At 73.0% G+C, this 23,789-nt stretch carries 16 protein-coding genes and 3 tRNA genes; 7 read left to right on the top strand and 12 right to left on the bottom strand.

Annotated features, from left to right (window positions below; all coding sequences use genetic code 11):
- The first annotated feature begins 43 nt into the window (after positions 1 to 43).
- Positions 44 to 745, top strand: a complete 702-nt coding sequence (locus tag PKE99_RS10230) for an IclR family transcriptional regulator (protein WP_197040584.1) — start codon at positions 44 to 46, stop codon at positions 743 to 745.
- A 156-nt stretch (positions 746 to 901) separates the two neighbouring features.
- Complete coding sequence (locus PKE99_RS10225; RefSeq protein ID WP_063739741.1) at positions 902 to 2,797, top strand: Hsp70 family protein; 1,896 nt, start codon at positions 902 to 904, stop codon at positions 2,795 to 2,797.
- Between the two features lie 430 nt (positions 2,798 to 3,227).
- Here PKE99_RS10225 and PKE99_RS10220 read toward each other — a convergent pair.
- From PKE99_RS10220 to gltX, 4 genes are all read right to left on the bottom strand, one after another.
- Positions 3,228 to 3,300, bottom strand: a tRNA-Glu gene (locus PKE99_RS10220).
- A gap of 65 nt (positions 3,301 to 3,365) precedes the next feature.
- Positions 3,366 to 3,438, bottom strand: a tRNA-Glu gene (locus PKE99_RS10215).
- Between the two features lie 37 nt (positions 3,439 to 3,475).
- A tRNA-Gln gene (locus tag PKE99_RS10210) sits at positions 3,476 to 3,547 on the bottom strand.
- A 66-nt stretch (positions 3,548 to 3,613) separates the two neighbouring features.
- Positions 3,614 to 5,086, bottom strand: a complete 1,473-nt coding sequence (gene gltX / locus PKE99_RS10205; protein ID WP_051737304.1) for a glutamate--tRNA ligase — start codon at positions 5,084 to 5,086, stop codon at positions 3,614 to 3,616.
- Positions 5,087 to 5,141: 55 nt separating this feature from the next.
- Between gltX and PKE99_RS10200 the strand changes: the two genes are divergently transcribed.
- Complete coding sequence (locus PKE99_RS10200) at positions 5,142 to 6,419, top strand: FAD-dependent oxidoreductase (RefSeq protein ID WP_037044884.1); 1,278 nt, start codon at positions 5,142 to 5,144, stop codon at positions 6,417 to 6,419.
- A 20-nt stretch (positions 6,420 to 6,439) separates the two neighbouring features.
- Here PKE99_RS10200 and cimA read toward each other — a convergent pair whose 3' ends face one another.
- Complete coding sequence (gene cimA, locus PKE99_RS10195; RefSeq protein ID WP_037044883.1) at positions 6,440 to 8,065, bottom strand: citramalate synthase; 1,626 nt, start codon at positions 8,063 to 8,065, stop codon at positions 6,440 to 6,442.
- 284 nt (positions 8,066 to 8,349) lie between these two features.
- On the opposite strand from cimA, the gene PKE99_RS10190 reads away from it, so the two are divergent.
- Positions 8,350 to 8,664 carry an EthD family reductase gene (locus tag PKE99_RS10190; protein WP_037044880.1) on the top strand — a complete coding sequence of 105 codons (315 nt, stop codon included), beginning with the start codon at positions 8,350 to 8,352 and terminating at the stop codon, positions 8,662 to 8,664.
- Positions 8,665 to 8,727: 63 nt separating this feature from the next.
- Here PKE99_RS10190 and PKE99_RS10185 read toward each other — a convergent pair whose 3' ends face one another.
- The 7 genes from PKE99_RS10185 to PKE99_RS10155 all read right to left on the bottom strand — a co-directional run bounded on the left by PKE99_RS10185 (position 8,728) and on the right by PKE99_RS10155 (position 19,935).
- Positions 8,728 to 9,780, bottom strand: a complete 1,053-nt coding sequence (locus tag PKE99_RS10185; protein ID WP_037044877.1) for a 3-isopropylmalate dehydrogenase — start codon at positions 9,778 to 9,780, stop codon at positions 8,728 to 8,730.
- Between the two features lie 236 nt (positions 9,781 to 10,016).
- The gene (locus PKE99_RS10180) at positions 10,017 to 13,172 is read right to left on the bottom strand and encodes a S8 family peptidase (RefSeq protein ID WP_051737303.1); all 3,156 of its coding nucleotides are present in this window, start codon (positions 13,170 to 13,172) and stop codon (positions 10,017 to 10,019) included.
- 290 nt (positions 13,173 to 13,462) lie between these two features.
- A complete protein-coding gene (serA, locus tag PKE99_RS10175; RefSeq protein ID WP_037045120.1) occupies positions 13,463 to 15,070 on the bottom strand; it encodes a phosphoglycerate dehydrogenase in 1,608 nt (535 codons plus the stop codon).
- Between the two features lie 151 nt (positions 15,071 to 15,221).
- A complete protein-coding gene (locus tag PKE99_RS10170) occupies positions 15,222 to 16,208 on the bottom strand; it encodes an LLM class flavin-dependent oxidoreductase (protein WP_037045119.1) in 987 nt (328 codons plus the stop codon).
- 194 nt (positions 16,209 to 16,402) lie between these two features.
- Positions 16,403 to 17,407 carry a ketol-acid reductoisomerase gene (gene ilvC / locus PKE99_RS10165; RefSeq protein ID WP_037044875.1) on the bottom strand — a complete coding sequence of 335 codons (1,005 nt, stop codon included), beginning with the start codon at positions 17,405 to 17,407 and terminating at the stop codon, positions 16,403 to 16,405.
- Positions 17,408 to 17,483: 76 nt separating this feature from the next.
- Entirely contained in the window at positions 17,484 to 17,993 is a 510-nt protein-coding gene (gene ilvN / locus PKE99_RS10160) for an acetolactate synthase small subunit (protein WP_037044872.1), read from the bottom strand.
- Positions 17,986 to 19,935 carry an acetolactate synthase large subunit gene (locus PKE99_RS10155; protein ID WP_051737301.1) on the bottom strand — a complete coding sequence of 650 codons (1,950 nt, stop codon included), beginning with the start codon at positions 19,933 to 19,935 and terminating at the stop codon, positions 17,986 to 17,988. The genes ilvN and PKE99_RS10155 overlap by 8 nt, the downstream gene beginning before the upstream one ends.
- Before the next feature lie 328 nt (positions 19,936 to 20,263).
- On the opposite strand from PKE99_RS10155, the gene PKE99_RS10150 reads away from it, so the two are divergent.
- The 3 genes from PKE99_RS10150 to PKE99_RS10140 all read left to right on the top strand — a co-directional run bounded on the left by PKE99_RS10150 (position 20,264) and on the right by PKE99_RS10140 (position 23,716).
- Positions 20,264 to 20,758, top strand: a complete 495-nt coding sequence (locus tag PKE99_RS10150; protein WP_197040583.1) for a PH domain-containing protein — start codon at positions 20,264 to 20,266, stop codon at positions 20,756 to 20,758.
- A gap of 5 nt (positions 20,759 to 20,763) precedes the next feature.
- Positions 20,764 to 22,605: a dihydroxy-acid dehydratase gene (gene ilvD / locus PKE99_RS10145; protein ID WP_037044871.1), complete on the top strand. Its 1,842-nt coding sequence runs from the start codon at positions 20,764 to 20,766 to the stop codon at positions 22,603 to 22,605.
- Between the two features lie 133 nt (positions 22,606 to 22,738).
- Complete coding sequence (locus tag PKE99_RS10140; RefSeq protein WP_037044870.1) at positions 22,739 to 23,716, top strand: aldo/keto reductase; 978 nt, start codon at positions 22,739 to 22,741, stop codon at positions 23,714 to 23,716.
- The last annotated feature ends 73 nt before the right edge of the window (positions 23,717 to 23,789 follow it).

The following is a 23,789-nucleotide window of genomic DNA, read 5'->3' as shown; positions in this document are numbered from 1 at the left end:
CCCGGTGGTGGATTCCCAGATCGTGGGAAGTTAGTATCGAGACGTGAGACAGTCTAGCGGCATCGGCGTGCTCGACAAGGCCGTGGGGGTGCTGCGTGCAGCAGCGGACGAGCCGATGGGGCTCTCCGAGCTCTGTGAGGCCACCGGTCTGCCCCGCGCCACCGCGCACCGCCTGGCCGTCGGGCTGGAGGTGCACGGCCTGCTGCAGCGGGGTTCCGACGGCCGGTGGCGGCCCGGACCCACCCTCGCCGAGCTCGCGGGCGGGCACTCCGACCCGCTGCTCGAGGCCGCCGGCGCGGTGCTGCCGCGGCTGCGCGACATCACCGGCGAGAGCGTGCAGCTCTACCGGCGGGACGGCATCCACCGGGTCTGCATCGCCGCGGCCGAGCCCGCGTCCGGACTGCGGGACACCGTGCCCGTCGGCACCCGGTTGCCGATGACCGCCGGCTCGGGGGCGAAGGTCCTCGCCGCCTGGTCCGACCCGGCCACCCAGCGCTCCGTGCTCGCCGGCGCCACCTTCACCGAACGGCTGCTGGTCGACGTCCGGCGGCGCGGGTGGGCGCAGAGCGTCGCCGAGCGGGAGTCCGGCGTGGCCAGTGTCTCGGCGCCCGTGCGGGACGCGCAGGGCCAGGTCGTGGCGGCCGTCTCGGTGTCCGGACCGGTCGACCGGATCGGCAGGCGGCCGGGTGTGCGGTGGGCGGCGGACCTGCTGGCCGCGGCGGAGGCGCTGCAGCACCGTCTGTAGATCGGGTGGCGCCGTGTGGCGCAGCGGAGTTGCCCCGTGCCCGAATCGGGCGGTCCGTGACGCTAACGTGATCTCCCACGCTGTCGATGGACAGAGTGGACGGGCGCCCCGCTCCCCAAGCACGTCGGCGCCGAGGACCGACCGAAGACGGTGACGATGACCTACCTGCTCGGTGTCGACGTGGGCACGACGAGGACCGCCGCGGCGGTCTCGCGTGCCGACCGGCCCGGGTCGCCCGAGATGGTGTCGCTCGGCGACCGCTCCACCGACGTCCCCTCCGTGCTCTTCCTGGGCCCCGACGGCGAGGTGCTCGTCGGCGAGGCCGCCGAACGTCGCGCGGTGACCGACCCCGACCGCGTCGTGCGCGAGTTCAAGCGGCGCGTGGGCGACCCGACCCCGATCGTCGTCGGCGGCCGCGCCTGGGCCCCCGAGGAGCTGTGCGCGCGGCTGCTGCGCTGGGTCGTGGACAAGGTCGCGGTGCAGGAGGGCGGGCCGGCCGACCGGATCGCCGTCACGCACCCGGCCTCCTGGGGCACCCACAAGCGGGACCTGATGGCGGCCGCGGCGCACGCGCAGGGGCTCACCGTCACGTTCCTGGCCGAGCCGCAGGCCGCCGCGCTGCACTACGCCGCCGGCGAGCGCGTCCCCACCGGCTCCACGATCGCCGTGTACGACCTCGGCGGCGGCACGTTCGACGCCGCGGTCGTGCGCAAGGACGGCGGCTTCGGCCTGCTCGGACGGCCCGAGGGCCTCGAGCACCTCGGCGGCGTCGACTTCGACCAGGTCGTGTTCGACCACGTGGCCGAAGGTGCGCCCGAGGCGTTCACGGGGATCGACGAGGCCGACCCGGCCGTGCTGGCCGCCGTCGCCCGGCTCCGGCGCGAGTGCACCGAGGCCAAGGAGGCGCTGTCGGCGGACACCGAGGTCACCATCCCGGTGCTCATGCCGGCGTACCGCGGGTCGGTGCGGCTGCACCGCAGCGAGTTCGAGGAGGCCATCCGGCCCTCGATCGCCGAGACGGTCGACGCGCTGCGCCGGGCCGTCGAGTCCGCCGGCACCGACCCGGAGACGCTCACCGCGGTCCTGCTGGTGGGCGGCTCGTCGCGGATCCCGCTCGTCGCGCAGCTGGTGTCCGAGCAGCTCGGGCGGCCGGTCGCGGTCGACACCGACCCGAAGAACGCCATCGCCAAGGGCGCCGTGCTGGCCTTCCTCCCGCAGGCGCTCCTGGGCGCCACGGGCGCGCACCCGGCGGTGGGCGGCGCGCTGGGTGGCGCGCTGGGCGGTGCGGCGGTCTTCGGCGGTGCCGGCATCCAGGGCGCGGTCGGCCCCGACGGCGGGCCGGCCACCCAGATCGCGGGCACCGGGGCCTGGGCACCCCCCGCGGCGACGGGCCAGTGGGCGCCGGGCGCCACGGAGGCGTGGGGCCCGCCCGGGCCGCCGCAGGGCGGGGCCCCGTACACCGATCCCGCCTACGGCGTCTGGTCCGGTCCCGACTCCGAGGCGCCCACCGAGGCGCTGCCGACCAGCGCCGACGCCACCCGGTTCGGCGGCCCGCCGGCGCGTCCGGCGGTCGGCGGCGGGCTCTTCGACTCCTACGCGGAATACGACGACACCCCGCCCAGCAAGGGCCGCTCCCCCTTCCTTATGATCGGGGCGGGCGGGCTGGTCGCGGCGGTGGCGCTGGTCGCCACGGTGGCGCTGTGGCCGGACAACAACCCGGTCAACGCCACCAGCCGGATCGACACCAGCCAGATCGCGCCGGTCCCCACCCCCGAGCCGGCCACGGACGCCCCCACCGCCACCGTCGAGCCCTCCCCCGAGGAGACGGCACCAGAGCAGGCGAACCGGGCCACGCCGCGCACGCAGGCACCGGCGCAGAACCCCCAGCCGGTCAATCCTCCGCCGCCGGTGGTGCCCACAACCACCACCACACCTCCGCCGCCGCCGACGACCACCACCACAACCCCGCCGCCGCCGACGACGACCACCACCACCACCACTACGACGACCACAGCGCCTCCGGCGGACGGCGGGCAGAAGCCGCCGGCGTAAGAGGGACTGCCGGGCCCAGGCGCTGGCTAGCAGCGCACTGGGCCGACGCAGCGCAGTCCTCCTCGTCGCGCCTTCGCGCAGGTTGGTGCGCTGGCGGCAGACGACAAGAAGTGGTGCCTCGACCACCCCAACCGTCGAGATGAACGTCAGGGCTGATCCGGCCGCGTCCGACAGCCCTGAGGTTCATCTCGACCCGGTGCCCCACTGCAGCCTGGCGAGCATCTCCGTGAGATGAGCACCACTGCAATCCCGCGCCTCCGGAACTGCGCCGGTGCTCGTCACGAAGCGCGCGAGAAGCGAGGAGCCGCGCCCCTCCGCTGAGTTCCGCCTCACAGCGGGAAAGCATTGTGGGCCGGGCCTCGTCATCGCCCGCGAAATGACCCGGAAATACGAAGATCCCCATCCCGCGAACGGGATGGGGATCTTCGAGTAGCCCCGACGGGATTTGAACCCGCGCTACCGCCTTGAGAGGGCGGCGTCCTAGGCCGCTAGACGACGGGGCCAGGACCAACACACGTACCACCAGCGAAGATACCCACCCCGGCGAACCGGGATGAGGAACTTCGAGTAGCCCCGACGGGATTTGAACCCGCGCTACCGCCTTGAGAGGGCGGCGTCCTAGGCCGCTAGACGACGGGGCCGCGGCTGGCCGTACAACCGAGGAAACGTGTGTTTCCGCTGGGGTACCAGGACTCGAACCTAGACTAACTGAACCAGAATCAGTCGTGCTGCCAATTACACCATACCCCAAGGAGACACGATCACCGGCGGGCTGCCGGAGCAGTTCCGGTGTCCGCGTCCCTTGCAGAGAAGACTCTAGACCACGCCCTCCGAGCCCTGCACGGCACCCCCCAGCCTCCGCATGGAGCGGTCGCGCCCGAGCAGCTCCATGGACTCGTAGAGGGGCGGCGACACGGTCCGCCCGCTGATCGCGACGCGCACCGGGCCGAAGGCCTTCCGGGGCTTGAGGCCCAGGCCGTCGACCAGGGATGCCTTGAGCGACTCCTCGATGGCCGCCGTGGTCCACACCTCGAGCTGCTCCAGACCCTTCACGGCCGCGGTGAGGACCGGGTCGGCGTCGGGACCCAGGGTCTTGGCCGCGGCGTCGGCGTCGAGCTCGAAGTCCTCCTCGGCGACGAAGAGGAACTTGAGCATGCGCGCGGCGTCGGAGAGCACCTGGCTGCGCTCCTGGACCAGCGGCGCGGCGGCGGTGAGGACCGGGTCGTCCGCGGAGACGGTCACGCCCTCGGCCGCCAGGTACGGGACCAGGCGCCGGGCGAAGTCGGCCGGCTCGAGCGCCCGCAGGTGCGCGGCGTTGATGGCCTCGGCCTTCTTGAGGTCGAAGCGGGCCGTGTTCGACGACACGCGGGAGACGTCGAAGGCGGCGACCATCTCGTCGAGCGAGAAGACGTCCCGGTCGTCGGCGATCGACCAGCCGAGCAGGGCGAGGTAGTTGAGCAGGCCCTCGGGGACGAAGCCCCGGTCGCGGTAGTGGAAGAGGTTCGACTCGGGGTCGCGCTTCGACAACTTGCGGTTGCCCTCGCCGGTCACCAGTGGCAGGTGCGCGTACACGAACGGCCCGTTGCCGATCCCGACCCGCTGCAGCGCCTCCAGCAGCGCGATCTGCCGCGGGGTGGACGAGAGGAGGTCCTCGCCGCGCAGGACGTGCGTGATGTCCATGAGGGCGTCGTCGAGCGGGTTGGTGAGCGGGTAGAGCGGGGTGCCGTCGCCGCGCGCGAGCACGAAGTCCGGGACCTGGCCCTGCTTGAACGTGATCTCGCCGCGGATCAGGTCCGTGAAGGTGATGTCGCGGTCCGGCATCCGCAGCCGGTAGACCGGCTTGCGGCCCTCGGCGCGGAAGGCCTGCTTCTGCTCCTCGGTGAGGTCGCGGTCGGCGTTGTCGTAGCCGAGCTTGGGGTCCCGGCCGGCCGCGCGGTGCCGCGCCTCGATCTCCTCGGCGCTGGAGTACGACTCGTAGACCTCGCCGGCCTGCACGAGCCGGCCGAGGGCGTCGCGGTAGAGGTCGCGCCGCTCGCTCTGCCGGTACGGGCCGTGCGGGCCGCCCTTCTCGGGGCCCTCGTCCCAGTCGAGGCCGAGCCAGCGCAGCGCGTCGAGGATCGCCTCGTACGACTCGAGGCTGTCCCGCTGCGCGTCCGTGTCCTCGATCCGGAAGACGAAGTCGCCCTGGTGGTGGCGGGCGTGCGCCCAGTTGAACAGGGCGGTGCGGATGAGTCCCACGTGGGGGGTGCCGGTGGGCGACGGGCAGAAGCGGACGCGAACTGTACTCATGGTGGGGCCAGGGTAGCCCTGGCGCCCGAAGGCTTTCCGGCGTACATTTCAACACATGATGAATAACGACCGCACCACCGCCTGCGTCGTCGGTGGCGGTCCCGCGGGGATGGTCCTCGGGCTGTTGCTGGCCCGGGCGGGCGTCGAGGTCACCGTGCTGGAGAAGCACGCGGACTTCCTGCGGGACTTCCGCGGCGACACCGTTCATCCCTCGACCCTCGAACTGCTCGACGAGCTGGGCCTCGGCGCGCGGTTCGACGCGATGCCGCACCGCCGGGTCGACAGCATCCGGGCGATGCTCGACGGCGGCACCGTGCAGATCGGGAACTTCTCACTGCTCCACCACCCGCGGCCCTACGTCGCACTCACACCGCAGTGGGACTTCCTGAACCTGCTCGCCGCGGCCGGCGAGGAGGAGCCGACCTTCACACTGGTCCGCGACGCCGAGGTCACCGGCCTGCTCACCGACGAGGACCGGGTCACCGGCGTGCGCTGGCGGGACCGGGTCACCGGCGAGGAGCACACCCTGCAGGCCACGCTCACCATCGGCTGCGACGGGCGCGGCTCCACGGTGCGCGAGGCGTCGGGGCTGCGCAGCCGGGCGTTCGGCGTGCCGCTCGACGTCGAGTGGTTCCGGCTGCCCCGCCTCGAGGGCGACCCCGAGGGCGGCGTCGGGCGGTTCACCCGCGGGCACTTCGCGGTGATGATCGACCGCGGCGACTACTGGCAGTGCGGGTACCTGATCCGCAAGGGCGGCGACGCGGAGCTGCGCGCGAAGGGCATCGACACCCTGCGGACCCGGTTGTCGCGGCTGATCCCGTGGACCACCGACCGCGTCGGCGCGCTGCAGAGCTGGGACGACGTGTCGCTGCTCGACGTCCGGCTCGACCGGCTCCGCCGCTGGTCGAAGCCGGGACTGCTGCTCATCGGGGACGCCGCGCACGCTATGTCCCCCGTCGGCGGGGTCGGCATCAACCTCGCGGTGGCCGACGCCGTCGCGGCGGCCCGGATCGTCGGCCCGGCCCTGCGTTCGGGCCCGATCTCGCCGGTGCGGCTGGCCGGGGTGCAGGCGCGGCGGTGGCTGCCGGCGGCGGTGATCCAGGGCGTGCAGCGCGGGCTGCACCGGGTGATCCTGGGCGCGGCGCTCGACGTCGACCCCGACGCCCCGGTGCCGCCGGCGACCGAGCTGCCGCGGGTGGTGAGGTTCGCCCAGCGCCACCCGAAGCTGCAGCTCGTACCGGCGCGGCTGTTCGGGCTGGGCCTGCTGCCCGAACACGCCCCCGCCTGGGCCCGGCGCCCGCAGGCCCCGGTGCAGGAGCCTGCGGAGGTGTGAGAGCGGAGGTGTGAGACCGGTCAGACCGCCACGGGCATGCGGGTGCGGAGGGCGGCGAAGGCGAGGGCGTCGACCAGCGCCAGCCAGCTGGCCTCGACGACGTTGGAGTGCACCCCGACCGTCGTCCACTCCCCGTGGTGGTCGCTGGTCCCCACCAGCACCCGGGTGACCGCGTGCGTGCCCGCCGAGCCGCCGGGCGTGAGGATGCGGACCTTGTAGTCCGACAGCTCGACGTCGGCCAGCCACGGGCAGGACGGTTCCAGGGCGGCGCGGAGGGCGGCGTCGAGGGCGTGGACCGGGCCGTTGCCCTCCCGCGTGGCGATCCGCCGCTCGCCGTCGACCAGCAGCTTGACCGTGGCCTCGGCGACCGCGTCGGCCCCGGCGCGCTTCTCGATGATCACGCGGTAGGACTCGAGCGCGAACGGCACCGGCGACTCCTCGCCCAGCGCCCCGCGCATCAGCAGCTCGAGCGAGGCGTCGGCGGCCTCGAACGACCAGCCCTGGGCCTCGCGCTCCTTCACCGTCCCGACGACCGCGGAGACGGCCTCGGGGCTGCCCGCCATGTCCAGCCCCAGCTCCGCGCCCTTGAGCTCCACGGACGCGCGCCCGGCCATCTCGGTGACCAGCACCCGCTGCGTGTTGCCGACCTCGGCGGGGTCCATGTGGTTGTACAGCTCCGGGTCGACCTTGATCGCGCTGGCGTGCAGCCCCGCCTTGTGCGCGAACGCCGACGCCCCGACGTAGGGCTGATGCGTGTCCGGGGCGAGGTTGGCGATCTCGGCGAGGGCGTGCGAGGTCCGGGTCAGGTCGACGAGGCCACCGGCCGGCAGCACCGGCATGTCCAGCTTCGTCACCAGGTTCCCGACGACGGCGAACAGGTCGGCGTTGCCCGTCCGCTCGCCGTAGCCGTTGGCCGTGCACTGCACGTGCGTCGCCCCGGCCTGCACCGCGGCGACGGAGTTGGCGACCGCGCAGCCGGTGTCGTCCTGGCAGTGGATGCCCAGCCGGAAGCCGGTGCGCTCGGCGACCTCGCGCACCACCTCGGCGAGCCCGAGCGGCAGCATCCCGCCGTTGGTGTCGCACAGGACGGCGACGTCCGCACCCGCGGTCATGGCCGCGTCGAGCACCCGCAGCGAGGTGTCGGGGTCGAACCGGTAGCCGTCGAAGAAGTGCTCGGCGTCGACGAACACCCGGCGGCCCTCGCGGCGCAGGAAGGACACGGTGTCGGCGACCATCGCGCAGTTCTCCGCGACGTCCGTGCGCAGCGCGCGCTCGACGTGCCGGCGGTCCGACTTCGCCACCAGCGTCACGACGGGTGCCTGGGAATCGAGCAGCGCGCGGACCTGCGGGTCCGCCTCGGCCCGCACCCCCGCCTTGCGCGTCGAGCCGAAGGCGACGAGCACGGCGTGGCGCAGCTGCAGCTCCCCCGCCGCGGCGCGGGCGAAGAACTCGGTGTCCTTGGGCAGCGCCCCGGGCCACCCGCCCTCGACGAACCCGACGCCGAGTGCGTCGAGGTGCCGGGCGACGGCGAGCTTGTCGGCGACGGAGTAGGAGATGCCCTCGCGCTGGGCCCCGTCCCGCAGCGTGGTGTCGTAGACGTGGAAGGCGTCGCCGAGCGGCGTGCCGGCGGGCGTGGTGCGGGACATCCGGGTTCTCCGTGTGTGGTGGGGGTCGGGCGGGGGCGGGCAACAAAAAAGACCCCCCGCGGATGCGAGAGGTCTGCGCGTCGGCTCGAGGAGCTGCCGACGCGCTAGCAGATAATGATCACGCTGGTGGGGCGCACGCTGGCAGTCTGCCCGGCGCGTCCCGCGATGTCACACAGGCTTCCCACATCGTGAGAGACCCTGTTGTCCTGATGCAGTCGCCTCGAAGATGGGGGACGACGTCGTGGACGCCGGTGTCCGCGACCCGTACCCCCGGAGGACCGTTCGTGTCGATCTCCCTGACCGTCCTGTACAACCCGCCCGCGGACGCGGCCGCGTTCGACAAGCACTACGACGAGGTGCACGCCCCGCTCGCGGCGAAGCTGCCGAACCTGGAGTCGTTCACGATCGTCCGGCCGGGCCCCGGCCCCGACGGCTCGGCCCCGCAGTACCACCTCATCGCGACCCTCACCTTCAGCTCGGCCGAGGTCATGCAGGAGGCGATGGGGACCCCGGAGGGCAAGGCCGCCAACGACGATTTGGCGAACTTCGCGCAGGCCGGCGCCACGATGCTGATCGGTGAGCTCCAGCGGGTCGTCTGACCCGGACGCACGACGGCCGGGCACCCCGCGTGGGGTGCCGGGCCGTCGTCGTGCCGGAGTGGCTCAGGCCTCGGTGGAGGCCGGCTCCGCGGTGCGGCTGGACACCAGCGCGGCGAGCCGGTCGCCGATCGCCTGGGTGTGCCCGGTCGCGCTGTGGTCGCGGGTCGCGAGGTCGAACGCGACGGCGGCCTCGACGCGGCGGGCCGCGTCCTGCTGGCCGACGTGGTCGAGGAGCAGCGCGACCGACAGCACCGCGGCGGTCGGGTCGGCGATGCCCTGGCCGGCGATGTCCGGCGCCGAGCCGTGGACCGGCTCGAACATGCTCGGGTTGCGGCCGCTGGCGTCGAGGTTGCCGCTGGCCGCGAGGCCGATGCCGCCGGTCACGGCCGCCGCGAGGTCGGTGAGGATGTCGCCGAACAGGTTGTCCGTGACGATCACGTCGAACCGGCTCGGGTCGGTGACCAGGTGGATCGTGGTGGCGTCGACGTGCTGGTAGGCGACCGAGACGTCCGGGTGCTCCAGCGACACCTCCTCCACGATCCGCGACCACAGCGCGCCGGCGAAGGTCAGCACGTTGGTCTTGTGCACCAGGGTCAGGTGCTTGCGGGGGCGGCGCTCGGCGCGGGCGAACGCGTCCCGCACCACGCGCTCGATGCCGAACGCGGTGTTGGTGCTGACCTCGGTCGCGACCTCGTGCGGGGTGTCCTTGCGGAGCAGGCCGCCGGTGCCGACGTACGGGCCCTCGGTACCCTCGCGCACCACGACCATGTCGATCTCGGGGTTGCCGGCGAGCGGGCCGCGGACCCCGGGGTAGAGCCGCGCCGGGCGCAGGTTCACGTGGTGGTCGAGCTCGAAGCGCAGGCGCAGGAGCAGGCCGCGCTCGAGGATGCCGCTCGGCACCGACGGGTCGCCGACCGCGCCGAGGAGGATGGCGTCGTGCTGCTGCAGCTCGGTGAGGACGGACTCGGGCAGCAGCTCGCCGGTGGAGTGCCACCGGGCCGCACCGAGGTCGTAGGTGGTCGTCTGGACGTCCGGGGTGACCTCGGTCAAGACCTTCAGGGCCTCGTCGATGACCTCCGGCCCGATGCCGTCGCCGGGAATGACCGCAAGGCGCATGCTGCGAAATGTCCTCTCTCGATACGCCCCACCACGGCGTGCGATCGGGCGGCTATCGAACGCTACCCGCTGGTGCGGCGGTGACCGGCCACCGTCCACTCCATCGGGGTCACCCGGGGCGGTGAAGTCGTGCCAGCCGGCACGCCGATCCGGCCCGACACACCCCCGAGCGGGTCAGATTGTGCGCCTGCGGCTCGGAGCGGCCGACGGCGGGGTCCCGCCCGCTGTGCGGCCCGTCACCCGGATGGAGCAGCAGCCGGGGCGAGCGGGGCGGTGACGAACCCGCGCGCGGGACCGGGGGCGGGAGCGGCGAGGGGGACGGCGTGCCCGCCGGTGGCGTTCTGCGGCAGCACGACGAGCAGCTCACCGTCCGGGGCGGGGATGCGGGTGCCGACGTCGGCGGGCCGCAGCAACGGCTCCGCGGACGGCCGCTCGGCGAGCGGGTCCCACGCCTCCGGGACGTCGACGACGTCGACCGGCGCGGTGGGCTCGGCGCCGGGGTTCGTCACGTCCGTCGGGCCGTAGTCGCCCTCGACGACGACCTGCATCCGCAGCGGCGCCGAGCCGGCGGCGGGGTCGATGCCGAGCGCGGACAGCCGCACCGGCAGCACCCACGTGTCGGTGTCGAAGACGTTCGTGTCGGTGTCGCCCTCGAACCCGTTGACCGGTTGCGCGTCGACCTCCGCGGGCCCCTCCGGGGTCTGTCGCTGCAGGTCCAGGACCTGCGCGACGAGCACGTCCGTCCCGCCCTCCTTCACCAGCCCGACGGCGCGGTCGACGGACCCGTCGCCGTCGACGTCGAACCCGACGGTCGGCACGGTGGTCGCGCCGACGTCGGGCAGGGTGCCCCACATGGACACGGCGATCCCGATCGTGTCGCCGGCCCGCGCCACGCCGACCCACCGGACGTCGCCGCCCTGGCCGGTGTCGTTGGCGACGCAGCCGGTCGACAGACCGGCCCGGCAGCGCGGCAGCTCGGGGCTGGTCGCGAGCAGCCGGAACACCCCGGCGCGGGAGCGGTAGGCCTGCGCGCCGCTCCCCTGGTCCAGGGCGGTGCCGGCCAGCACGACGTCGCCGCCGTCGAGGGTCGCGGTCTGGCTCGCGACGGGCTTGGGCGCGGAGGTGACCGGGACGCGCACCTCGCGCCCGCCGGCAGTGAGCACGATCCGGCCCGACGCGTCGGCGACGAACTGCCGCGCCCGGCCGCCCTGGGTCGCGGCCATGGTCGGGTCGAGGGTCTTCCGGAGGGCGTCGGCCTGCGCGGTGAGCCGCACGGTGACGTTCGCGGGGCCGTCGACCTGCGCCGGCTCCACCGAGATCGTGACGCCCGGCATCGTGGTGATCGGCTCGTACCGCAGCTCGGCGGCGCCGCTGACGTGCAGCGTCCTCGTCACCGAGACGGTGCGGCCGGCCGGCACCTCGACCACGCCGAACCCGACGCCCACCGCACCCGGCTCCTCGGCGTCGGCGGCCAGGACGGACGGGTCCTGCGCGGCGCGCGCGTCCACCCGGCCCGCTCCGACCCGCATCGGCGCCATCAGGTCCCCGGCCGGGCTGCGGACGTCGGCGGCGGTGGTGACGATCGCGGCCTTCACCTCCGCCGGCGTCCACTCCGGGTGCGCCTCCCGCACCAGCGCCGCCACTCCCGCGACGAACGGGCTGGCCATCGAGGTGCCGGTCTTGCTCGACCGCCCGGCCCCGCTGCCCACGGCCGCGGAGACGATCGACTCCCCCGGCGCCGCGACGTCCGGCTTCACGCCCGGGCCGCGCCCGCCGCGGGCCGAGCTCTCACTGATCGTGTCCGCGATGCCGGGGACCTGCACGGACGCGGTCTGCGCGAGCGTCCCGTCGAGGTGGACCCGCAGCGTGCCGGCCTGCAGGGCCGGGCGCAGCGCCGCCGTCGAGGGGCCGTCGAGCTGGAACATCGGGACGGCCGCGTTGCCCGCGATGCCCACGCCGCCCGGTTCCGGGGCCTCCGACGTCAGCAGCACCCCGGCCGCCCCGGCGGCCTGCGCGTGGTCGGCGCGGACCGCGGAGCCGCAGCCGCGGGCGCCGTCGCCCTCCGGCCACTCGAGCCAGACGATCTTCCCCGCGACCCCCGAGAAGGGCGCGCAGCCCTCGGCGTTCGCGGCGGGCAGCGCGACCACGTCGCCGGTCGCGTCGGGCGTCCCGGAGAAGTCGACGCTGTACTGGCCGGTGACCCGCCGCGGTTCGGGCGCGACGACCTCGGCGCCGTCGAGCAGCACTCCGGCGTCCCGGACGTTCGCCACGGCGATCGCTCCGGGGGCGGTGGCCGGGGCGCCGGCGGCGTCGGTGACGTCGCCGCCGTTGCCGGCCGCGGCGACCACGGTGACCCCGTTGTCGATCAGCTCCTGCACGAAGTCGTTGACCGGGTCGTCGGCCGGCGCGAAGTCCGAGCCCAGCGAGAGGTTGACCACGTCGAGGCGGTCGGAGAAGTCGCCGTCGCCGTCCGGGTCGAGGGCCCGGTCGAGGGCGAGCGGCGTCAGCGCGGTCGCGCCCGAGCAGCCGAACACGCGGATCGCGTACAGCTCGGCCTGCGGCGCGGCGCCCGGGCCGATCCGCATCGCGTTCAGCGCGTCCGGGGTGAGCCCGGAGTAGTCGCCGCGGAAAGGGGTGCCGTCGGCGTTCACGCCGAAGCCCGCCGCGGTGCCGGCGACGTGGGTGCCGTGGCCCTCGCAGTCGAGCGGGTCGTCGTCGGGCTTCGGGACGGTCTGTACGGGGTCGGTGGCCGCGGAGTCGTAGGCGTCGCCGGCCAGGTCGATCCCGCCGACGACCTTGTTCGTAGGGAAGGTGCCGCGCCCGGCGCGGGCCGCGTCGAAGGCGGCGACGGTGCCGGGGCCGCCGAAGTCGGCGTGGGTGTGGTCGATGCCGGTGTCGACGATGCCGATGCGGACGCCCTGCCCGAGGCGGCCGGTGTCCTGCCAGGTCTGCAGGGCGCGGCCGAGCTGGTCGGCGGAGGCGTTGCTCGGCCGGGCGTCGGTGATCCGGCGGACCGAGCGCACGCCCGGACGGGTCGCGAGGCGGGCGGCGGTGTCGGCGTCGGCGCGGATCGCGACGCCCGGGACCGCGTTCATGGTGCGGTAGAGCTCGCGCTCGCCCTCGGTGCCACCGAGCCCGCCGAGCAGGCCGGCGACCTTGGAGTCGATGCGGGCCCGGGTCTCGGCCGCGACCTGCGTGGCGACGTCCCGGCCCCGCGGCAGGGCCGAGGTGTAGTCGGCGACGGCGGAGGTGTCGTCGAACTCGACGAAGACGGTGTGCAGGGTCGACGTGCCTTCCTGCGCTCTCTCCTGCGCACTCTCCTGCGCCGCGGCCGGGCCGGCGGTGAGCAGGAGCAGCGAGGCCGTCAGCCCCGCGACGCCGAGACAGGTCACCCTCCGCCACCGCGCGCCGTGCACCGACCACCCCTCCCACCGACCGGCGGACGCGGTGCGGCGGAGCAGAACCTAGATCTGCCGACGCTGGGTGATCGCGGATCCGACAGGTGCGCACCGCATCGGGTGAGCGCTTCGTACACGGGCGGGTGTGATCAAGAGCGGCCCGCTTGACGGTCCCCGGACGCAGGAACGGCGGACCCTCTCACGAGGAGTGAGCGGGTCCGCATACACGAACGGCACTCTCGCTCGTTCCTCGTGAGCGAGAGTGCCGTCCGTTCAGGTGTGGGTCAGTCCTCGAAGCTGATCAGGCGCGTGGTGCGGGCACCGACCGAGGCGCCGATCGGCTCGAGCACGCCCGGGTCGACCGCGCGGTCGACGCGGAGCAGCATGATCGCGTCCGTCCCGTCGGTGGTCTGGCTGATCTGCGCGGCCTCGATGTTGACCGCGGCCTCGCCGAGCAGCGAGCCGACGCGGCCCATCACGCCCGGGCGGTCGGCGTACTCGAGGAGCAGGACCTCGCCCTCGGCGCGCAGGTCGAAGTGCCGGCCGTTGACCTCGACCAGCTTCTCGACCTGGGCGCGGCCGGTGAGCGTGCCGGAGACGGTGATGGCCTCGCCGTCGGGCATCGCGGCGCGCAGCTGCACGACCGAGCGGTGGTTCTCGCTCTCCGGGGCCGTGGTCAGCTCGACCGAGACGCCGCGGTCCGCGGCCAGCGCCGGGACGTTGACGAACGTGACCTGGTCCTCGACGACGTGGGTGAACACGCCACGCAGGGCGGCCAGCGAGAGCACCGAGACGTCCTCGGAGGCGAGCTCGCCGGCGACGTCGACCGTGACCGAGGTGGGCAGCCGACCGGCGACGGCGTAGAGCACGGTGCCCAGCTTCTGCACCAGCGGCAGCCAGGGCCGGACCTCCTCGCCGACCGCCCCGTTGATCTGCACGTTCACGGCGTCGGGTACGAACTCGCCGGCCAGGGCGAGCTGCACCGACTTCGCGACGTCCGTGCCCGCGCGGTCCTGCGCCTCGGCCGTCGACGCCCCGAGGTGCGGGGTGACGGTGATGTTCTCCAGCTCGAACAGCGGGCTGGACGTGGTGGGCTCGGAGACGTAGACGTCGATCCCCGCGCCGCCGACCTGCCCGGAGCGGACCGCCTCGGCCAGCGCGTCCTCGTCGATCAGGCCGCCGCGCGCGGCGTTGACGATGATGACGCCCGGCTTGGTCAGCGCGAGCTGGTCCTTGCCGATCAGGCCCAGGGTCTCGGGGGTCTTCGGCAGGTGGATCGTGATGAAGTCCGACACGCGCAGCACGTCCTCGAGCGACAGCAGCTCGATGCCCAGCTGGGCGGCGCGCGCCGGGGCGACGTACGGGTCGTAGGCGACGAGCCGGACGTCGAACGCCGCGAGGCGCTGCGCCACGAGCTGGCCGATCTTGCCGAGGCCGACCACGCCGACGGTCTTGCCCTGCAGCTCGACGCCGCCGAACTGGCTGCGCTTCCACTGGCCCTGGCGCAGACTGGCGTCGGCCGGCGGGATGTGCCGCGCGGTGGCGAGCAGCAGCGCGATGGCGTGCTCGGCGGCGGAGACGATGTTGGAGGTCGGCGCGTTGACGACCATGACGCCGCGCGCGGTGGCGGCGGGCACGTCGACGTTGTCCAGGCCGACCCCGGCGCGCGCGACGACCTTCAGCCGGGTCGACGCGGCCAGCGCCTCCGCGTCCACCTTGGTGGCGGAGCGGACGAGCAGGGCGTCGGCGTCGGCGATCGCCTCGAGCAGGGCGGGGCGGTCCGTGCCGTCGACATGACGGATCTCGACGTCCGTTCCCAGCATCTCGACCGCGGAGGGCGCGAGCTTCTCCGCGAGCAGGACGACGGGACGGGTGGCGGCTGCGGTACTCACGGCGACGCGATGCTCCACGGATCAAGGGGCGGGCAGGACTCGGACCGACGTCGATTCTAGGTGGACGGTCCGACAGGACGACCCCCGGCGTAGGTCCGCTGATACCACTTCCGGGTCACGAGCCGGTGAAAAGTGCCGAACCGGACACGGCTCAGGCGCCCTGGACCTTGTCGGCGAGCAGCTCCCAGCTGCGCCACCAGCTCTCGCGGTCGGCGGCGGGGCCGGCCACGATGAGCTCGTCGGCGTCCGCCGTGGCGGCGAAGTCCTCGAGGTACTTCGCGACGACGTCCGGCGTGCCGACGGCGGTGTAGCGGGTCATCGACCGGATCTGCTCGCCCGCGTGGGTGTCGAGCACGGCCTCGGCCTCCTCGTCGGTGAGCTTCCGGCCGCCGCGGCTGTAGAAGAGCCGCACGCGCTGGCGCTGCACGGCCCGGCGCAGGGTCTCCGCCTCCTCCGTCGAGTCCGCGGCGATGACGTTCACGCCGGCCATCACGTGCGGCTCGGCGAGCTGCGCCGACGGGCGGAACTCCTGCCGGTAGAGCGCGACCGCCTGCTGAAGCGCCTCGGGCGCGAAGTGCGAGGCGAACACGTAGGGCAGCCCGAGCAGCGCGGCGACCTGCGCGCCGTAGAGGGAAGAGCCGAGGATCGACAGCGGGACGCCGGTGCCGCGGCCCGGGTAGGCGTTCACGTTCGGGACCAGGCTGGTGTCGCCGAGGAAGGCCTGCAGCTCCTGGACGTCCTGCGGGAAGCGCTCCGACGCCGTCGGGTCCCGGCGCAGGGCGCGGAAGGTCTCCTGGTCGGTGCCGGGCGCGCGGCCCAGGCCCAGCTCGATGCGACCGGGGTGGAGCTCGGCGAGGGTGCCGAACTGCTCGGCGACCTGCAGCGGCGAGTGGTTGGGCAGCATCACGCCGCCGGCGCCGAGGGTGATCCGCTCGGTGTGCGCGGCGACGTGGGCGATGAGCACGCTGGTCGCCGACGAGGCGATCGAGCGCATGTTGTGGTGCTCGGCGTACCAGATGCGCCGGAAGCCCCACTGCTCCGCGCGCTGCGCCAGCCTGGTGCTCGCGTCCAGGCCCTCCCGGACGGACTCGCCCTCGGAGACGGTGGCGAGGTCGAGGATCGACAGCGGCAGGGGCAGGGACACGGCGGGCACCTCTCGTCCGGCGGGCACAGACCCACGTGTCAACGCCGCCGGGGCCCGTCCTCTTCCGCGAGCGAGCGCCGACACACGACGGCGGCGCCCCCGCTCACGCGAGGACGCCGCCGGAACCGCAGGTCAGGTGGGGTAGTGAGCGGCAGGTGCCCCTCTAGGGGCAGTTGCCGCTCACGGGGTCACTTGGCCTTCTCGCCCACCCAGCTCATGAGGCCGCGGAGCTTCTCGCCGACCTGCTCGATCGGGTGCTCGGCACCCTCCTTCTGCAGGCGGGTGAAGTTCGGGCGGCCGTTCTCGTCCTCGGCCACCCACTCGCGGGCGAAGCTGCCGTCCTGGATCTCGCCCAGGATCTTCTTCATCTCCTCCTTGGTCGCGGCGTTGACCACGCGCGGGCCGCGGGTGAGGTCGCCGTACTCGGCGGTGTCGGAGATGGAGAAGCGCTCGTTGGCGATGCCGCCCTCGTACATGAGGTCGACGATCAGCTTGAGCTCGTGCAGGCACTCGAAGTAGGCGATCTCCGGGGCGTAGCCCGCCTCGGTGAGCACCTCGAAACCGGTCTGCACCAGCGCGGCCGCGCCGCCGCAGAGCACCGCCTGCTCGCCGAACAGGTCGGTCTCGGTCTCCTCCTTGAAGGTGGTCTCGATGACGCCCGCGCGGGCGCCGCCGATCCCGGCCGCGTAGGAGAGCGCGATGGCCTTGGCGTTGCCGGAGGCGTCCTGCTCGACGGCGATCAGGGCCGGAACACCCTTGCCGTCGACGTACTGGCGGCGGACCAGGTGGCCGGGGCCCTTGGGCGCGATCATGACGACGTCGACGTCCGCCGGGGCCTTGATCAGGTCGTAGCGGATGTTGAAGCCGTGGCCGAAGGCCAGCACGTCGCCGCTCTTCAGGTTCGGCGCGATGTCGTCGGCGTAGATGAAGCGCTGCTTCGTGTCCGGCGCCAGGATCATGATCAGGTCGGCCCACGCGGACGCCTCGGCCGGGGTGAGCACCTCCAGACCCTCGTCCTGCGCCTTCTGCCGGCTCTTCGAGCCCTCCGGGAGGCCGATCTTCACCTCGACGCCGGAGTCACGCAGCGACAGCGCGTGCGCGTGCCCCTGGGAGCCGTAGCCGATCACGGCGACCTTGCGGCCCTGGATGATCGACAGGTCGGCGTCGTCGTCGTAGTAGATGTTGACACTCATGACGGGTGGTGAATCCTCTCCGAAGGGGTCTTGCGCAAGTATCGGTATCGACGCTCGGACCCTGACAAGCAGGTCCTCAGCGGGCGGAAGTCGCGGTGATGGACCGGGGTCCGCGGCCGACGGCCACCATCCCGGACTGCACCATCTCGCGGATCCCGTAGGGCTCCAGCATCCGGAGCAGCGCGTTCAGCTTGTCCATCGTGCCGGTGGCCTCGACGGTCAGGGCCTCGGGGGCCACGTCGACCACCTTCGCCCGGAACAGCTGCACGGTCTCCAGGACCTGGCTGCGCACGCTCGCGTCGGCGCGCACCTTGACGAGCAGGAGCTCACGCTGCACCGAGGCGGTGGGCTCCAGCTCGACGATCTTGATCACGTTGATCAGCTTGTTCAGCTGCTTGGTGACCTGCTCGAGGGGGAAGTCCTCGACGGAGACGACGATCGTCATCCGCGAGATCCCCGGTGTCTCGGTCTGCCCCACCGCGAGCGAGATGATGTTGAAGCCGCGGCGCGAGAACAGGCCCGACACCCGGGCCAGGACACCGGGCTTGTCCTCGACGAGGACCGACAGCGTGTGGGTCTCAGTCATCGGACGCCCCGTCCTCCAGAGCCCGCTCGGTGACCTCGCTGACCTCGTCGACGCCGGCGGACAGCTCGTCGCCCTCGAACAGCGGGCGGATGTTGCGGGCCGCCATGACCTCGTCGTTGCCGGTGCCGGCTGCGACCATCGGCCAGACCTGCGCGTCCGCACCGACCGTGAAGTCGATGACGACGGGCTGGTCGTTGATCTCCATCGCCTGCCGGATGACCCGGTCGACGTCGTCCTTCGACTCGGCGCGCAGCCCGACGCAGCCCATCGCCTCGGCGAGGAGCGTGAAGTCGGGGATGCGGTGCTTGTGCGTGCCGAGGTCGGTGTTGGAGTAGCGCTCCGAGTAGAAGAGCGTCTGCCACTGCCGGACCATGCCGAGGTTGCCGTTGTTGATCACGGCGACCTTGATCGGGATGCCCTCGATCGCACAGGTGGCGAGCTCCTGGTTGGTCATCTGGAAGCAGCCGTCGCCGTCGATGGCCCACACGACCTTGTCCGGCGCGCCGGTCTTGGCGCCCATGGCCGCGGGGACCGCGTAGCCCATGGTCCCGAGGCCGCCGGAGTTGAGCCAGGTGCGCGGGTTCTCGTACTTGACGAACTGCGCCGCCCACATCTGGTGCTGGCCGACGCCCGCGGCGTACAGCGCCTCCGGGCCGGCGATCGCGCCGATCCGCTCGATGACGTACTGCGGCGACAGCGAGCCGTCGTCCGGCCAGTCGTAGCCGAGCGGGAAGGTGGTGCGCCAGTGGTCGAGCTGCCCCCACCAGGCCGACAGGTCGGCCACGTGGTTCTCGCGCTCGGCCCGCACGGCCTCGATCAGCTCGGTGAGGATCTCCTTGCAGTCGCCGACGATCGGGACGTCCGCCCGCCGGTTCTTGCTGATCTCGGCCGGGTCGATGTCCGCGTGGACGATCTTCGCGTCGGGGGCGAAGCTCGCCAGCTGGCCGGTGACCCGGTCGTCGAACCGGGCGCCGAGGGCGACGAGCAGGTCCGACTTCTGCATCGCGCCGACCGCCGAGACCGTGCCGTGCATGCCGGGCATGCCGACGTGCTGCGGGTGGCTGTCCGGGAACGCCCCGCGCGCCATCAGCGTGGTGACGACCGGGATGTTCGTCAGCTCGGCGAGCTCGCGCAGCTCGGCCGAGGCCTCGGCCTTGAGCACGCCGCCGCCGACGTAGAGCACCGGCTTGCGGGCGGCCGCGATGAGCCGGGCCGCCTCCCGGATCTGCTTGCCGTGCGGCCGGGTGGTCGGCCGGTAGCCCGGCAGCTTGAGCTCCGGCGGCCACGAGAAGGTCGTCCGGGCCTGCAGCGCGTCCTTGGAGATGTCCACCAGCACCGGGCCGGGTCGGCCCGTGGCGGCCAGGTGGAACGCCTCGGCGATCGCCCGCGGGATCTCCGCGGCGTCGGTCACCAGCATGTTGTGCTTGGTCACCGGCATGGTGATGCCGGTGATGTCGGCCTCCTGGAACGCGTCCGTACCGATCAGCGGCCGGGCCACCTGGCCCGTGATGGCCACGACGGGGACGGAGTCCATGTGCGCGTCGGCGAGCGGGGTGATCAGGTTGGTCGCACCGGGGCCCGACGTCGCCATGCAGACCCCGACCTTGCCGGTGGCCTGCGCGTACCCGGTGGCCGCGTGTCCCGCGCCCTGCTCGTGCCGGACGAGGACGTGCCGCACGCTCGTCGAGTCGAGCAGCGGGTCGTAGGCCGGCAGGATCGCCCCGCCGGGGATGCCGAAGACCGTGTCGCACCCGATCGACTCGAGCGAACGCACGAGGGACTGGGCTCCGGTCACCTGCTCCGGGCCGGATCGCGGCCCGGGCACGACGTCGGGACGCTGGCCGGGGGCGCCGTTCTGGCGGCCCGCGGGCACTCCTGCGCGTCCCGGCGGCGGTGCCGGTTTGGGTCCCGGGGTGCCGGGACGGGGCGTGGCGGTGGTCATCTGCGCTGCCTCGCTGCTGTCGGTGCCGATGATCTCGGTGGTGTCGGGTGCGCCCTGGACATGAAAAAACCCCCGCCGCCTGGGCCAGGCGTGACGAGGGTGGCGCGTCGTGGTCCGAGTACTCGGGAGCTACTCAGGCGTGGACGCGCCTGGGAAGTACGAGAATTCGGAGGGCGGACATGGCGACGACGTTAACACGCGCGCGGGAGAGGGCGTCAACCGGCTGGGACGCGGGGTCCCGGATCGTGGGACCGACAGCAGGACCGGCACCGGCAGCGGCTTCGGGACGGCGCGTGGAGTGTCGGTGCGAGGTGCGACCATGGGGGACGTGAGCGCAGAGCACACCAGCAGACCCGGCATCGCGGAGGGGCACGTCGCCTCGACCGACAGGCTGCCCCCGCGGGCGGTCCCGACGCGGCTGTCCTTCCGTCGCTCGCCGCTCGCGCTCGCCGGCGCCGCCTTCTTCCTGGTGGCCGCGATCCCGTTCGCGTTCGGGGCGCCCTGGCTGTGGCTGGTCTACGTGCTGCCGCTCGCGTTCTCGTACTGGATCGTGCGGGTGCGCACGGTCGTCGACGCCGAGTCCGTCACCGCTCGTCGTCCGTTCTCGTCGCGGCGCGTACCGTGGACGGAGATCAGCTCGCTGCGACTGGGCAAGAAATCCCGGGTCAGCGCGGTGCTGACGGACGGGACCGAGCTACCGCTGCCGACCGTCCACGTCCGCGACCTCCCCGTACTGGCCGCCGTCTCCGGCGGCAGGCTGCCCGATCCGGCACAGGCGGGGGCTCCGACGCCGGAGCCCCCGTCGACCCCCGAAAGGACCTGACCCCGATGCCGGCCCTCCGTTCGAGAGTCACCACGCACGGCCGCAACGCCGCCGGTGCCCGCTCCCTGTGGCGCGCCACCGGCATGGGCGACGACGACTTCGGCAAGCCGATCGTCGCGATCGCCAACTCCTACACCCAGTTCGTGCCGGGGCACGTGCACCTCAAGGACCTCGGCGACCTCGTCGCCTCGGCCATCCGCGAGGCCGGGGGCGTGCCGCGCGAGTTCAACACCATCGCGGTCGACGACGGCATCGCGATGGGGCACGGCGGCATGCTCTACTCGCTGCCCTCCCGCGAGATCATCTCCGACGCCGTCGAGTACATGGTCAACGGGCACGCGGCCGACGCGCTCGTCTGCATCTCGAACTGCGACAAGATCACCCCGGGCATGCTCAACGCCGCCATGCGGCTGAACATCCCCACGGTGTTCGTGTCCGGCGGGCCGATGGAGGCCGGCAAGGCCGTCGTCGTCGACGGGGTGGCGCACGCGCCCACCGACCTGATCACGGCGATCTCGGCGTCGGCGTCGTCGGCGGTCGACGAGGACGGGCTGTCCATCGTCGAGCGCTCCGCCTGTCCGACCTGCGGTTCCTGCTCCGGCATGTTCACCGCGAACTCCATGAACTGCCTCACCGAGGCCCTCGGCCTCTCGCTGCCCGGCAACGGGTCGACCCTGGCCACCCACGCCGCCCGCCGCGAGCTGTTCCTCGAGGCCGGCCGAACCGTGATGGCCCTGGCGAAGCGTTGGTACGAGCAGGACGACTCCTCCGCGCTCCCGCGCAACATCGCCACCCGCGAGGCGTTCGAGAACGCCATGGCGCTCGACGTCGCGATGGGCGGCTCCACCAACACGGTGCTGCACATCCTCGCGGCGGCGCAGGAGGGCGAGATCGACTTCTCGCTCGCCGACATCGACGCGATCTCCCGCCGGGTGCCCTGCCTGGCCAAGGTCTCGCCGAACTCGGACTACCACATGGAGGACGTCCACCGGGCCGGCGGCATCCCCGCCATCCTGGGCGAGCTGTGGCGGGCCGGGCTGCTCAACGAGGGCGTGCACTCCGTCCACTCCCCCTCGCTGGCGCGGTGGCTGTCCGAGTGGGACATCCGCGCGGAGTCGCCCTCGGAGACCGCGGTCGAGCTGTACCACGCCGCGCCCGGCGGGGTCCGGACCACCGAGGCGTTCTCCACGGAGAACCGCTGGTCGTCGCTGGACACGGACGCGGCCGGCGGCTGCATCCGCGACAAGGCGCACGCCTACACCGCGGACGGCGGGCTGGCCGTGCTGCGCGGAAACCTCTCGGAGCGCGGCGCGGTGATCAAGACCGCCGGGATCCCCGAGGACATCTGGCGGTTCGAGGGCCCGGCGCGGGTCGTCGAGAGCCAGGAGGAGGCCGTGTCGGTCATCCTCACCAAGCAGATCCAGCCGGGCGACGTCCTGGTCGTCCGCTACGAGGGCCCCGCCGGCGGGCCGGGCATGCAGGAGATGCTGCACCCGACCGCGTTCCTCAAGGGCGCGGGCCTGGGCGCGAAGTGCGCGCTGGTCACGGACGGGCGGTTCTCCGGCGGCTCCAGCGGCATCTCGGTCGGGCACGTCGCGCCCGAGGCCGCGGCCGGCGGCGCGATCGGTCTGGTCGAGGACGGCGACCGGATCCTCATCGACGTCCGCGAGCGGACGCTGCAGGTCCTGGTCGACGACGAGGTGCTCGCCGAGCGCCGCGCCAAGATGGACGCGAGCGAGCGGCCGTGGACCCCGAAGGACCGCGACCGGGTGGTCTCGAAGGCCCTCCGCGCCTACGCCGCCATGGCCACCAGCGCCGACACGGGTGCCGTCCGGCACGTCCCGTAACCCTCTCCCGTTCGCATTGTGGAACCATAATGCGCATTCCGACCGCCCCTGAGCGCGTTATGGAACCATAATGCGCTCGGAGCGGGGGGAATTCGCGCATTATGGTTCCATAATGCTGGCGTAGGTTGGGGCCATGACGCTTCCAACGCGGACCCTCGGCGCCCTCACCGTCTCGGCCCAGGGGCTGGGCTGCATGGGCATGTCCCAGAGCTACGGCACCGGGGACGAGACCGAGTCGATCGCGACGATCCACCGGGCGCTCGACCTGGGCGTCACGCTGCTCGACACGGCGAACGTCTACGGCGCCGGGGCCAACGAGGAGCTCGTCGGCCGGGCGATCGCCGGGCGCCGGGACGAGGTCGTGCTCGCCACCAAGTTCGGGATCGTCCGGGACGCCGACGGCGGCCAGGCCGCCCGCGGGGACGTCGCCTTCGTCAAGCAGTGCTGCGACGAGTCGTTGGCCCGCCTCGGCGTGGACCACATCGACCTCTACTACCAGCACCGCGTCGACCCGGACACGCCGATCGAGGAGACGTGGGGCGCGCTCGCCGAGCTCGTCGCGGCGGGCAAGATCCGGTACGCCGGCATCTCGGAGGCGGGCGCGGCGACGATCCGGGCCGCGCACGCCGTGCACCCGGTCACCGCGTTGCAGAGCGAGTGGTCGCTGTGGACCCGCGACATCGAGGCGGAGATCGCGCCCACCTGCGCGGAGCTGGGCATCGGCATCGTGCCCTTCTCCCCGCTCGGCCGCGGCTTCCTGACCGGCTCGATCACCTCCGCGGCCCAGCTCGGCGAGAAGGACATGCGCAGCGGGCTGCCGCGGTTCTCCGCCGAGAACCTGTCCGCCAACCTCGCGATCGTCGACACCGTGAAGGCGCTGGCGGAGAAGCGCGGCGTCACGGCCGGGCAGCTCGCGCTGGCCTGGGTGCAGGCGAAGGGCGAGCACGTCGTGCCGATCCCGGGCACCAAGCGCCGCACCTACCTGGAGCAGAACGTCGAGGCGGCGACCCTGGACCTCACGCCCGAGGAGATCACCGAGCTCGACGCCGTCGGCGCCGGTGTCGCGGGCGATCGCTACCCCGAGCACCTGCAGCGCACCGTCGGCCGCTGACCCCTGTGAGTGGCAATAGTCGCTATAGCGACTATTGCCACTCACGGGGTCTGACCCGCACGAACGGCACTCT

The organism is Pseudonocardia halophobica (assembly GCF_027922425.1).
Classification (GTDB): Bacteria; Actinomycetota; Actinomycetes; order Mycobacteriales; family Pseudonocardiaceae; genus Pseudonocardia; species Pseudonocardia halophobica.
This window is presented reverse-complemented; position numbering and strand designations above follow the sequence as displayed.